Annotated in this window: 10 protein-coding genes; 4 read left to right on the forward strand and 6 right to left on the reverse strand. The window is 63.2% G+C overall.

What is annotated here, in order from left to right; all coding sequences use genetic code 11:
- Positions 1-48: 48 nt before the first annotated feature.
- Complete coding sequence (gene ppdK, locus RVAN_RS01865) at positions 49-2,751, reverse strand: pyruvate, phosphate dikinase (RefSeq protein ID WP_041788012.1); 2,703 nt, start codon at positions 2,749-2,751, stop codon at positions 49-51.
- Positions 2,752-3,705: 954 nt separating this feature from the next.
- Between ppdK and RVAN_RS01870 the strand changes: the two genes are divergently transcribed.
- The 4 genes from RVAN_RS01870 (at position 3,706) to RVAN_RS01885 (ending at position 7,273) form a co-directional block, all read left to right on the forward strand.
- The gene (locus RVAN_RS01870; protein WP_013418069.1) at positions 3,706-4,005 is read left to right on the forward strand and encodes a hypothetical protein; all 300 of its coding nucleotides are present in this window, start codon (positions 3,706-3,708) and stop codon (positions 4,003-4,005) included.
- Positions 4,006-4,029: 24 nt separating this feature from the next.
- The gene (locus RVAN_RS01875) at positions 4,030-4,440 is read left to right on the forward strand and encodes a hypothetical protein (protein ID WP_013418070.1); all 411 of its coding nucleotides are present in this window, start codon (positions 4,030-4,032) and stop codon (positions 4,438-4,440) included.
- 78 nt (positions 4,441-4,518) lie between these two features.
- Positions 4,519-5,067: a hypothetical protein gene (locus tag RVAN_RS18590; protein WP_013418071.1), complete on the forward strand. Its 549-nt coding sequence runs from the start codon at positions 4,519-4,521 to the stop codon at positions 5,065-5,067.
- Between the two features lie 73 nt (positions 5,068-5,140).
- A complete protein-coding gene (locus RVAN_RS01885) occupies positions 5,141-7,273 on the forward strand; it encodes a heavy metal translocating P-type ATPase (protein WP_013418072.1) in 2,133 nt (710 codons plus the stop codon).
- A 143-nt stretch (positions 7,274-7,416) separates the two neighbouring features.
- Here the strand turns inward: RVAN_RS01885 and RVAN_RS01890 are convergent, their stop codons facing one another.
- The 5 genes from RVAN_RS01890 to RVAN_RS01910 all read right to left on the reverse strand — a co-directional run bounded on the left by RVAN_RS01890 (position 7,417) and on the right by RVAN_RS01910 (position 12,067).
- Positions 7,417-8,373 (reverse strand): aliphatic sulfonate ABC transporter substrate-binding protein, encoded by a 957-nt coding sequence (locus tag RVAN_RS01890; protein WP_013418073.1) that lies wholly within the window; start codon positions 8,371-8,373, stop codon positions 7,417-7,419.
- Positions 8,374-8,377: 4 nt separating this feature from the next.
- Complete coding sequence (locus tag RVAN_RS01895; RefSeq protein WP_013418074.1) at positions 8,378-9,172, reverse strand: ABC transporter ATP-binding protein; 795 nt, start codon at positions 9,170-9,172, stop codon at positions 8,378-8,380.
- The gene (gene ssuC / locus RVAN_RS01900) at positions 9,169-9,963 is read right to left on the reverse strand and encodes an aliphatic sulfonate ABC transporter permease SsuC (protein ID WP_013418075.1); all 795 of its coding nucleotides are present in this window, start codon (positions 9,961-9,963) and stop codon (positions 9,169-9,171) included. The genes RVAN_RS01895 and ssuC overlap by 4 nt, the downstream gene beginning before the upstream one ends.
- A 232-nt stretch (positions 9,964-10,195) precedes the next feature.
- Positions 10,196-10,969, reverse strand: coding sequence for a sel1 repeat family protein (locus RVAN_RS18595; protein WP_155942321.1), 774 nt, complete (start codon positions 10,967-10,969; stop codon positions 10,196-10,198).
- Positions 10,970-11,047: 78 nt separating this feature from the next.
- Positions 11,048-12,067 carry a TAXI family TRAP transporter solute-binding subunit gene (locus tag RVAN_RS01910; RefSeq protein WP_041787194.1) on the reverse strand — a complete coding sequence of 340 codons (1,020 nt, stop codon included), beginning with the start codon at positions 12,065-12,067 and terminating at the stop codon, positions 11,048-11,050.
- Positions 12,068-12,072: the final 5 nt, after the last annotated feature.

Here is a 12,072-nt window from a genome sequence, read left to right on the forward strand (position 1 = left end):
TGCCCCGTCGTCCATTGGCCGAAAGAGCAAGCGCGGGCGCTTTTTCGATCAGCGGTCTTCCAGCTTCCTGTTTGAGGCCTTCTTGCTTGCGATGGCGGCCTGTGCCGCTGCGAGGCGAGCCACCGGCACGCGGAACGGCGAGCACGACACATAGTCGAGGCCGATGGTCTCGCAGAACGCGATGGAGGCCGGGTCGCCGCCATGCTCACCACAGATGCCGAGCTTGAGTTTGTCACGCGTGGCGCGACCACGCTCGGATGCGAGCTTCACGAGCTCGCCGACGCCAACCGTGTCGATGGAGACAAACGGATCGGCCGAATAGATCCCGGCCTTCAGATAATCGCCGAGGAACGCGCCCGAGTCGTCGCGGCTGATGCCGTAGGTCGTCTGCGTGAGGTCGTTCGTGCCGAAGGAGAAAAACTCCGCCGTTTCCGCGATCTCGCCCGCACGAAGCGCCGCGCGCGGAAGCTCGATCATGGTGCCGACCTGGTAGTCGATCTTCGTGGCCGTGGCGAGCTGGACGTCATTCGCCACGCGGACGATGATGTCCTTGATGATGTCGAGTTCTTTCTTCGTTGCGATCAGCGGCACCATGATCTCCGGCACCACCGGTTTGCCAGTTCGCTTTCCGGCTTCCACGGCGGCCTCGAAGATGGCGGCGGCTTGCATCTCCGCGATTTCCGGATAGGTGATCGCGAGGCGGCAGCCGCGGTGGCCGAGCATCGGGTTCTGCTCGGTCAACTGGTTGACGCGGGCGCGAAGCGTCGCCGGGTCGATATCGAGCGACTGCGCAAGCTCGACGATTTCCGTGTGGCCATGCGGCAGGAACTCGTGCAGCGGCGGATCGAGAAGCCGGATCGTGACGGGCAGGCCCTGCATGATCTCGAACAGTTCGATGAAGTCCTGACGCTGCATCGGCAGGATTTTGGCAAGCGCGGTGCGGCGGCCTTCGGTGTCGGTCGCGACGATCATCTCGCGCATCGCCATGATGCGGTCGGTGTCGAAGAACATGTGTTCGGTGCGGCAAAGGCCGATGCCCTCAGCGCCGAACTTGCGCGCCTGCTCGGCATCGCGCGGGGTGTCTGCGTTGGTGCGCACCTTCATGCGGCGTACGACGTCAGCCCATTCCATGAGCTTGGCGAAGTCGCCCGTGAGTTCCGGCTGACGCATCGCAACTTCACCCTGGATCACCTGACCCGTCGAGCCGTCGATGGTGATGATGTCGCCTTCCTTCAGCGTGACGCCCGAGGCCGTCACCGTCTTGAGTTCGGCGTTGATGCGGAGCGCCGAAGCGCCCGAGACGCAGGGCCGTCCCATGCCGCGCGCAACCACGGCCGCGTGGCTCGTCATCCCACCGCGCGCGGTGAGAATGCCCGCCGCCGCATGCATGCCGTGAATGTCCTCGGGGCTCGTCTCGTTGCGGACGAGGATGACGCTCTTGCCTAGCGCCTTCAGCTTCTCGGCATCGTCCGGCGAGAACACGATTTCGCCCGAAGCCGCGCCCGGCGAGGCGGGCAGGCCGATGGTCAGGATATTGCGCTTCGCCTTGGGGTCGATTGTCGGATGCAGGAGTTGGTCGAGCTGCGCCGCCTCGATGCGGCTGATGGCGTCCTCGCGGCTGATGAGGCCCTCATTCGCCATGTCGACGGCGATCCTGAGCGCGGCCGGGGTGGTGCGCTTGCCGTTACGACATTGCAGCATCCAGAGCTTGCCTTCCTGGATGGTGAACTCGATGTCCTGCATGTCGCGGTAGTGATTTTCGAGCGTATGGCAGATCGCCACGAACTCCTTGAATGCCTCGGGCATCACGGTTTCGAGCGAAGGCTTGTCGCTGCCCGCCTCGACGCGCGCGACCTCTGTAATGTTCTGCGGCGTACGGATGCCCGCCACCACGTCCTCGCCCTGCGCGTTCACGAGGAATTCGCCGTAGAGCCGCCCGTCGCCCGTGGACGGGTTGCGCGTGAAGGCGACGCCGGTCGCGCTCGTGTCGCCGCGATTGCCGAACACCATGGCCTGCACGTTAACCGCCGTGCCCCAGCTTTCCGGGATGTGGTTCAACTCGCGGTATTTGATGGCGCGCGCGTTATTCCAGCTATCGAACACGGCCGAGATGGCGCCCCAGAGCTGTTCTTCGATGTTCTGCGGGAAGGGCTTGCCGAGCTTGCGCTGTACAACGGCCTTGTATTGCTCAATCAGCGTGCGCCAGTCGTCGGCAGTGATGTCGGTGTCGAGGTCGTAGCCATTCTGATGCTTGTAGTATTCGAGGATCTCCTCGAAGTTCTCGTGCTTCACGTCGAGCACGACGTTCGAATACATCTGGATGAAGCGGCGGTAGCTGTCATACGCGAAGCGGCGGTCGCCCGAGCGGATGGCGAGCCCTTCCACCGTCTCGTCGTTGAGGCCGAGATTGAGGATCGTGTCCATCATGCCGGGCATCGACGCGCGGCTGCCCGAGCGCACGGAAACGAGGAGCGGGTTCGTGGCGTCGCCGAGCATCGCGCCGACCGTCTGGCCGATATAGCGCACGGACTCCTCGACCTGATCCACGAGGCCCTCCGGCATCTTCTTGCCGTTGGCGTAATAGCCGTTGCAGACCTCGGTCGTGATCGTGAAGCCGGGCGGCACCGGCAAGCCAAGGTTCGACATCTCGGCGAGGTTGGCACCCTTGCCGCCAAGAAGCTCGCGCATCTCGGCCGAACCATCGGCCTTGCCAGCCCCGAAGCGGTAAACGAATTTTTGCGCGCCCGACATTTCATTGCTCCGATTTTCGCCGGCGGCTGCGCCTGAGCCGTCGCCAGATTGTCTTTCGCGTGACCCTGCCGCTGCTGTTTCCCCGCGGTTCCGTTGCACATTCATGATCGTGGCGAAACTTTCTGCAAGGCGCAGATTGGTTTCAAGGATTTTCACGGTCATGTCTAGGGCAAGCTGGAGGGGGTGAAAGCTGGCCATGGATCAGCTCACGTCGTCTACATGAACATATGGTGCGGCTCCCGTTCCCCGAATGCCATCTTGCTCGCGCGATCGGTGGCCCTGACGGGCGCAGGCGAGGGCGAGGCAAGGTTGTGCAGCTGGGACAGGACGCATACTCAAGCGTGGTAACATCCGGAGGCCGCTACCGCAAATGGTTAACCGTCATTTTTCGCGCGTAGCCGGAAATCGTGATCGCGTTTAGCCGCGTTCATGCCGACGGCGCGGCGTATCGCGAGCAATGGACGAGTGCATATCCCGCACCGGCCGCGAAATGGCGCGCGGCGGGTCGTCCTTCCCGTTTCGCCTGCGCTTCTCCACAAAAGGCCATCGTGGGTGGGCCCGCTTTGCGGTAACAACGAGACTATTGGCCCGCATTGGCTCTTGCTTGCGCGAATTGTTATAGAAACGGCCGCTGGCAAGAAGATTAAAATTATAATTATTCTAATTTCAACCTTTAATTATGCATTGACTTTTGGTTTCGTTACTATGTAGCTGTATTCATACGCACATATTTTTAACGCATGCATCGGACTATCGAGAGGAGAGCCCGCTCTTATGAGTTTCGGAAGTGGAACCTCCACTGCGGTGAGTTTGACATTTGATTGCCATCGCCGAAGGCTCCCATGTCAAATACCAACCGCACAGGATTCGACGAGTCGCTTGTGCCCCAGAGCATAGCCTCGCGGCAGTTCTTCCCAGCCTTTGACGTCAGCGCGAAACCGTCCGGAGATAATCATGTCCTACGATGACACGCTTTCCAATTTGCTTCACGCCATGCGCCACGGCGACAAGCTTGTGGAGCAGCTTCTGCATGGCGCCCACGGATCGCCGTTCGATCCCGTGTCGCAGGTTGGCCTTCTGGATCGCGCCACCGTTTCCGACCGGCGTTTCTGGACGGGAGCCGCCATCGGAGCCGCAGCCGTGCTGGTGGCGGCTGCCGTTCGCAACAAGAGAACGGTGACGATCATGGAGGATGATCCGAAGGCGCCGCTGTCTGACGGCGAGGGACGGCGGAGGTCGAACGGACGGTATTAAAGAGAATACCCAAGGAGAAAAATCATGTCGCATAAGCACCATCTTTCCGGCGAGGCTGCGGATGCGGCGCTTCGCTTCGGCGCTTTCGGCGCCCTCATAAGCGGCGGTATCGTTGCGGGCCAGTCCATTTCGGCGGCGCAGCAGGGTGACAAGTCGGTCCCGCAGGCGGTCACGGATACCCTCGCCGCAGCGACGAAAGCCGGTATCGCGGCGGCGGTCGGCGGCGCGGCAGCCGCGGCGGTCGGCGGCCACGGGTTTTCGCGCGTGGCGTCTTTCCTCGCAGGCGCCGCGGCGGCGGCCTGGGTCATGTCGCCTCCAAGGCGCCCGACGTCGATCTCCGACGCCGCGCAAAACAGGGACGCGCCTTCGCCGAAGAAGAGCGACGACATCATTCTCGCATCATCGACGCAGGGCGGTAATCCGAAGGCGGTCTGATCCGCCCGTCCCGTCGCCATCGCACAGGAAAATTCGGTCCCGGACGGCAAACCGACAGACTTACGGCAGGAGACATTCATGAGCGATCACAACAACGAAAACAAGACGTACAACGCGCAAGGTCCGAACCCGGCGCAGGCTCCGCAGGGGTGGTATCCGGGCTACCCGGCTCCGGGGTATGGCGCGCCTTATGGCCACCCCGGCTGGGGTCCGGCTCCGCAGGGTCAGCCGCAGGAACAGGCCGCCCAGCCGCAAGCGCCGGCCTGGTACGGTCCCGCTCCGGCCTACGGCCCTCATCCGTGGTACGGGCATCACCACCATCCGCATTTCGCGCCCTACGGGTACGGCTATGGCCCGCAAGCGGCACCCCAGCAGGAAGCCCCGGCGCAGCAGAAAACGAACGGCGGCTTTTTCTCCTCGGGCTTCGACATCCACAACGACGCGCTGGTGAAGGGCGTCGTGATCGGCGCGGGCCTGACCTACCTCCTGACCAACGAGACGGTGCAGAAGAACCTGATTGGCGCGGCGGTGAAGCTCTGGTCGACGCTTCAGGGCGGTGTGGAAGAGGTGAAAGAGCGGTTCCGCGACGCCGAAGCCGAGATCCACACGGGGGACAATCACCAGTAATCGCCATCGATAATAGCGCCTTGTGCGGAGGCGGGGAGGCCCCCCGCGCCGTGCTCGTCGGGGGAAACGACGCATGACGATTCGCATTGTGCACGAGACGCCGACGCGGTTGCGGTTCCGGCTCACCGACGCCGCGACGATGGGGCCGCGCGTGGCGGCGAGCGTCGAATCGCTGCCGGGCGTCACTTCGGTCCGCGTTAACGCGCCTGCGAAAACCCTCGTCGTGCATCACGATGGAGACCGGCGCACGCGCACCGGCATTCTCCGCGCAGTCAATCATCCCGCGCCGCCGGATGCCGTGCCGGTCGCAAGCGAGGACGAAGGCCCGGACCTTGGCCATGTGTTTGTCTCGGGCGGCATTCTCCTCGCGAGTTTCATCCTTCCGCCGCCGCTCCGCGCGCTCATCTCGGCGGCGAATGTGGCGCCTGTGCTCGTGCGCGGCGCGCGCAAGCTCGCCAATCGCGGCGTGACCGTCGAAGTGCTCGACGCCATCGCGATCACGCTGCCCGCGTTCAGGCGCGACTGGCGCACCGCGAACTTCACGCGCTTCCTGCTCGACCTCGGCGGGCATATCGAGGCCAGCACGTCGGCTCGGTCGGACACGCTGCTCCGCAATCTCCTGAAGGCGCGCCCGGAAGCCGTCATGATTGAAACCGACGATGGCGCGCTCCGCAGCATCCCCTACGACGAGGTGACCGAAGGCGCGCGCGTCGTCGTCAATACGGGCGACCGCATCCCGGTGGATGGCGTCGTGCTCTCGGGCAATGCGTGGGTGAACCAGTCGGCCGTAACGGGCGAGAGCATGCCGATTCCGCGCGAGGAGGGCGATGAAGTGCTGTCCGGCTCCGTCGTCACCGAAGGTCGCCTCGTCATCGTAGCCGAGCGCGTCGGCGACACCACCACCACGGCGCGCATCTCCCGCTATATCCTCGACGGGCTAACCGATCCATCGGGCATCCAGAGCGAAAGCCATCGCCTCGCCGACCGCCGCGTGTTCATCACGCTCGCTTCGGGCGCAAGCGTCTTCGCCGCGACGCGCGACTGGCGGCGGCTCGAATCGGTGTTTCTCGTCGACTATTCCTGCGCGGTGAAATTCGGCACGCCCATCGCGGTCAAATCGGCCATGTACCGCGCGGCGAAAGAGGGGTGCCTCATCAAGAGCGGCCGGTCGCTCGAAACCGTGGGCTCGGTCGATACGGTCGTGTTCGACAAGACGGGCACGCTCACTCACAATACGCTGGAAGTGACGGACATTCACCGTCCAACCGACTCGGATCTCGATGACGCGGCGCTTCTCGCGCTCGTCGCGTCGCTCGCCGAGCACACGAGCCATCCCGTCGCCGCGGCCGTGGTGGATGTCGCGCGCCGCCGCCATCTTGCGCATATCAGCCACGAAGAGGTTGATTTCCTCGTCGGCCACGGCATCGGCTCGCACGTCAAGGGCCAGACGATCCGTATCGGCTCGCGCCACTATCTCGAAGAGCATGAAGGCGTCTCTTTCGCGAGCGCGGAAGCGATCATCGAGCGGCTGGCGGGGGCGGGCAAATCCATGCTGTTCGTCGCGGCGGAAGGCCGCCTCATCGGCGTCATCGGCCTTCGCGACCGGCTTCGCGAGGAGGCGCTGCCCGTGCTGCGCCAACTCCGCGAGAACGGCGTGAAGTCGATCATCATGATCACCGGCGACCACGAGGCGAAGGCGAAGCAGATCGGCCAGATCCTCGAACTCGACCGCGTCTATCACGACCAGAAGCCCGAAGATAAGGCGAGCATCATCGAGGCGCTGAAGGCGGAAGGCCGCGTCGTGGCTTTTGTCGGCGACGGTGTCAACGACGGCCCGGCGCTGATGGCCGCCCATGTCGGCATCGCCATGCCACGCGCCGCAGACATCGCCCGCGCGACCGCCGACATTCTGCTGCTAGACGACCGGCTCGACGGTTTGGCCAAGCTGCGCGGCCTCTCCGGCGAAACGCTGAAGCTCATCCGCTCGAATTTCCGCGCGTCGGTCGGCATAAACTCCGCGATCATGGCGCTCGCGGTACTCGGCAAGCTGTCGCCCATCGCGACGGCCTTCCTGCACAACGGCACCACCATCGGCATTCTTTTGCGCGCGCTCGCTTCGAACAAGGGGCGGGAAAAGCCAGCCAACGCTCGCCTTGCGCCGCTGCGGAAGCTGCCTGCGCCCTCACGTCATTCCACGATGAACTGAACGGGCGAGAGGAACCGGCGCGCCTGCATCACCTCGTGACTGAGCGCGGGCCCCGCCTTCAAGCGTTTAACCGATCGGACTGCAATGCAATCCGATCGGAACGATCTTCAAACGGATGCTACCGTCGATGTCGGGTCGGACGGCTACGAGCCGCGGTGCCAGATATCGGCGCTTTTCACGTCGACCGGCTTCGGCAACAATTGCTCCTTGAAGAAGGTGTCGGCGATGACCTGCTGATCCACGAGGTTGTTCGTCGAGGGCAGACGCACATCGTAGCTGCGGCGGCCGTTCGCCTGCTCGATGATCTTCGTATCGAGGCCCCAGATCGGCTTCAAGAGCTCGGCGGCGGCCTGCGGATTGTCCTTCACCCACTTTCCGGCGGCGTGAAGCTCATCGAAGATGACCGCAAGCACGTCGGGCCGTGCGGTGGCGAAAGCCGTCGCGGCGAGATAGTAGCGTTGATAGAGCGCCACGTCCTTGCCGTCCGCCAGCACGCGCGCGCCCGCCTGGATCTCACCGGCCGAGAGATAGGGATCCCACGTCACCCACGCATCGACGCTGCCTCGCTCGAAAGCCGCGCGGCAATCGGCTTGTCCCAGATAGACCGGCTGGATGTCCTTGAAGGTCAATCCCGCCTTTGCCAGCGTCGCAAGGAGAAGATAATGGCCGCCCGTGCCTTTGGTGAGCGCGACCCGCTTGCCCTTGAGCTCGGCTGGCGATTTCAGCTCCGAGGTGGCGGGGATGAGGATCGCCTGCGCGGTCGGCGACGGTGCTTCCTGCGCGACGTAGATCATTTTTGCGCCAGCGGCTTGCGCGAAGATCGGCACGGTGTCGGCCACATCCGCGGTTAGGTCGATCGCTCCGATGTTCAGCGCTTCGAGCATCGGCGGCCCGGAGGTGAACTCGTTCCACTTCACGCTCACGCCGATTTTCTGAAGTGCGGCGTCGAGCTTGCCTTGTGTCTTCAGCACGGTGATCAGCGTCGACGATTTCTGGAAACCGATGCGCACGGTATCTGGCTTGTCTTCGGCGGCTGCCGGTGCCTGCCATCCGAAGACGACGCAGGAAGCGGCAAGCAGCAGGGAACTCAGGAAATGCATGTGTCTAAACCTCCTTCAGGATGCGGGCTTTGATTTCGGCCGATTTCGGATCGATGTGCTCGCGCCTCGGCCGGGGCAGGTCGATGGGAATATCGAGCGCGATGTGTCCCTCGCGTAGCACGAGGACGCGGTCTGCTAGCGCCACGGCCTCGGCAACGTCGTGGGTGATGAGGATCGTGGTAAAACGGTTCTCCTGCCAGAGACGCTCGGTGAGCTTGTGCATCTCAAGGCGGGTGAGCGCATCGAGCGCGCCGAACGGTTCATCGAGCAGAAGGACGCCTGGCCGCGAAACGAGCGCGCGCGCGAGTGCGACGCGCTGGCGCTGACCACCGGACAGCACGGCGGGCCAGTCGTTTTCACGGCCAGCGAGGCCAACGTCTTCGAGCGCCGCGCGCGCCGTCTCTTTCCAATCCTTGCCGCGCGCTATGCCGACGTTGCCGATCACCGTTTGCCAAGGCAGGAGCCGCGCATCCTGAAAAAGCAGTCGAACCGACGGTTGAAGGCCACAAACACCCTCGCCGTCGATGACAACCTCGCCCGAAGTCGGCAGGTCGAGGCCTGCCACGAGCCGCAGAATGGTGGTCTTGCCGCCGCCCGACCGACCTACAATGGCGACGAACAGACCCCTCGGGATGTCGAGCGTGACGCCCTTCAGCACCTTGAGGCTGCCAAAGGATCGCGCGACGCTGTCGAGCATCAGCGGCAAGCCGATGCCGCCATGCTCTGGCTCGTCGGTCGTCTCGGTCATCGTGGCGGCGCTATCGTCGGCTTGCGGTTTCGAGAGCGGAAGAAGCGTCATGCGGTCCTGCCTTTCACTTGGTATGCGGGATGCCAGGACAGGAGGCGACGTTCGAGGGCTCGCGTCAGCACATCCGCCAGCTTGCCCAGAAGCGCGTAGATCAGGATGCCGAGAACCACGACGTCGGTTTGCAGGAATTCGCGCGCGTTCATCGTCATGTAGCCGATGCCGCTCGACGCCGAGATGGTCTCCGCGACGATGAGGGTCAGCCACATGATGCCGAGCGCGTAGCGAAGCCCGACCATGACCGACGACATTGCGCCCGGAAGGATGACGCGGCGAAACAGGGCGAACGGCCCGAGCCCGTACACCTTCGCCATTTCGATCAGCCCCTTATCGACGGTCCGAATGCCGTGATAAGTGTTCAGATACATCGGGAACATGACGCCGATAGCCACGAGGAAGATCTTCGCCTCCTCGTCGATGCCGAACCAGATGATCACCAGCGGGATCATCGCCAGATGCGGCACATTGCGGAGCATTTGCAGCGAGGAGTCGATCAGCACCTCGGCGGGCCGCAGGACTCCGCACAGGACGCCGAGGAAGAAGCCTGCGCCGCCGCCGATCATAAGCCCCTGGAGCGCGCGTTGTGCGCTGATGCCGACATGCTCGAACAGCGTCCCATCGCGGATCGCCGCCCAGAACGCCGCGGCCACTTGACTTGGCGCGGGTAGCACGCGCTGCGAGACGATCCCCGCGTTGCAGGCGATTTCCCATGCGACGACGAGGAGCACCGGAAGCGCCCATGGAGCCAATGTCGCCCCGATACGAGACAGGTAGCCTTGCCGCATCAAACGCTCACACTGTTGATCGAGGTTGAAAGGTCCGAAGGAGGCGCGCTGTGGAGCGCTTCAACTGAGGCTTGTGCTCTGGCGCATATATTTGGTCCCTCTTGCTGCATGCTCTCAAGCAAACATGTGCGCCTCTAGAGTGCTAGCAACTACTTGCATTTTGCGGTTTCTAAGCCGCCATTTGATGGCCGATGCCACCAGCGAGTGTGAGTCGAAGATCAAATCCGCTCCACTAGTTCTGATTGAGCGCATTGAGGCGCGTTCGGGCCCGCTGGTCGCCGAGTTCATCGGCCTTGCGATACCAGGCGACCGCCTTGGCCTCGTCCGGCTGAAGCCCCTTCACATACAGTTGCCCGAGCACGATGGGATCATAGGTCTCGCCAATGGCGATGGCTGCATCCGGGTCGCCTTTCAGCGCAAGGACTTCGAAGATGGCGCGGGCGCCGGCGATGTCGCCGGTCTTGAAGCGCTCGCGCGCTTTGTCGAAGAGGGCGTTTTCGCCAGCCGAGCGCTCATACGCGGCGCGTGGGCGGGGCTGTCCCGCCGACGTGAACACACCGGACCCGGCAGGCTTTGCAGAAATGGTGACGCTTGCCGTAAGCGTCAGGGGAGGCTTCTCATTCGTGCGGACGCGTGTCACGGCGATCTGGAACCGGCGCGAAAACGCCTCGGGCGCGAGGATAGCCAGCGAGGTAAGCTCTTTCCGGCGCACGAGCCAGATATCGTCCTGAGGCGAGCCGCTCGACAGTTTCACCTCGGGCGGCAGGCCCGTAATGGCGAATAGATCTTCCGGCGAGCCCATGTTTTGGGGCTTGATGCCGAGCGCGATCGTCTGCCCTGATTGCCCCACGACATCGGACACAGTGAACTCTGTCGGCGCAGCCTGCACCATCTTCGTTCGCGAGGGGTGCCGGTCTTCCTTCAGGTCTGCGTCAAGCGAGGCTGTGGTTCCGGCCAGCCCTTGCGGTGCCAGCAGGCTTCCCGCCACCAAGATGCCGGCTGTCAAAGTTCCAGCCAAAGGTTTCCACGTGCCCACGTCCCACCGACCTCGTTGGCTTTTTCCTGTTCTTTTACGGTCGCAGTCTCATTTCTTTTTCGAGTACCAGGCCATGAACTGCTGGAAGAGCGCCTCCCGCTCTTCCTTGGAAATCGCAGTTCCGGCTACTTGGCGCGTCTTCAGGAAGGTGTCGAAATCGGTCTTCACCCGCCCGCCTGTCGAAGCGTCGGCCTCCTTGTGCCCGTCGAGCCATTGCTGCGCCGCCTTGAATCGTGTCCAGCCGGGCACTTCGTAAGCGATGTTGATCTCTTTCCACTTCGGATGGCGACCGGGCCCTTGAAACTTTGCAATATTGTCGAAGAACTTGGCCACGAACTTCGCCACACGCGTATAGCGTTCAGAGTTCACAGGCCAATTGTAGACGACGAGAAGCATGCTTCCCGCGATTGTTGGGACTGGCCGGTCATTCGCGATCAGTTGCGGGTAGTATTCGTTCTTGAGAAGCGCGGGCGAATACGTCTTCAGAAGCTCGCTGTACCGCTCCGCCCCCACGCTGTCGGCGTCGATCGACAGGAAATGGAATCCGTCGTCGCCCTTGAAGCCAGAGAACGCGTTGTGCGGCGCGCCGGCGTAACGGACCATCGCGTCGATGTCGCCGGATCTGAGCCGCGCGCCCGCTTCTTCCTGATCGTAATAGGTCGGCACCACGTTGATTTGCGCCGCCTTGAAGACGGCGTTGCAGGCGATCTCGGTCGAGCTCAGCTTCTTGAAGAAATTGACTTTCCTGCCTTCGAGATCGGCGAAAGTCTTGATTTCCCTGCGCGCCAGAACCTGGAACTCGGAATTGGCGAGCTTCGTGATGTAGTGGATGCGTTGCTCGACATTCGCGAAAACCGCAGGGTCTTTGACGCGTGCCTGCGAAATATCGTCGGCCTCGACAACGCCCATGTCGACGCCCTTGAGCAGAAGCACGTCGATCGCATTCTGCGCACCGCCGCGCCCGAGTATCGGCAGCACGCGGAGGCCGCCGGGCACGTTCGGTTCGTCGACGACGTTCTGGATGTCTTCCGCGAGGCGTGTATACGGGCTCGCCGTGCCCGATCCCATAATGG

It is taken from the genome of Rhodomicrobium vannielii ATCC 17100, assembly GCF_000166055.1.
Classification (GTDB): Bacteria; Pseudomonadota; Alphaproteobacteria; order Rhizobiales; family Rhodomicrobiaceae; genus Rhodomicrobium; species Rhodomicrobium vannielii.

Bases quoted from the DNA above. Each gene is read 5' to 3' on its own strand.
- RVAN_RS01885 (WP_013418072.1), top strand. From the start codon at position 5,141: ATGACGATTCGCATTGTGCACGAGACGCCGACGCGGTTGCGGTTCCGG.
- RVAN_RS01910 (WP_041787194.1), bottom strand. From the start codon at position 12,067: ATGGGATCGGGCACGGCGAGCCCGTATACACGCCTCGCGGAAGACATC.
- RVAN_RS01870 (WP_013418069.1), top strand. From the start codon at position 3,706: ATGTCCTACGATGACACGCTTTCCAATTTGCTTCACGCCATGCGCCAC.
- ssuC (WP_013418075.1), bottom strand. From the start codon at position 9,963: ATGCGGCAAGGCTACCTGTCTCGTATCGGGGCGACATTGGCTCCATGG.
- RVAN_RS01895 (WP_013418074.1), bottom strand. From the start codon at position 9,172: ATGACGCTTCTTCCGCTCTCGAAACCGCAAGCCGACGATAGCGCCGCC.
- RVAN_RS18590 (WP_013418071.1), top strand. From the start codon at position 4,519: ATGAGCGATCACAACAACGAAAACAAGACGTACAACGCGCAAGGTCCG.
- RVAN_RS01890 (WP_013418073.1), bottom strand. From the start codon at position 8,373: ATGCATTTCCTGAGTTCCCTGCTGCTTGCCGCTTCCTGCGTCGTCTTC.
- ppdK (WP_041788012.1), bottom strand. From the start codon at position 2,751: ATGTCGGGCGCGCAAAAATTCGTTTACCGCTTCGGGGCTGGCAAGGCC.
- RVAN_RS01875 (WP_013418070.1), top strand. From the start codon at position 4,030: ATGTCGCATAAGCACCATCTTTCCGGCGAGGCTGCGGATGCGGCGCTT.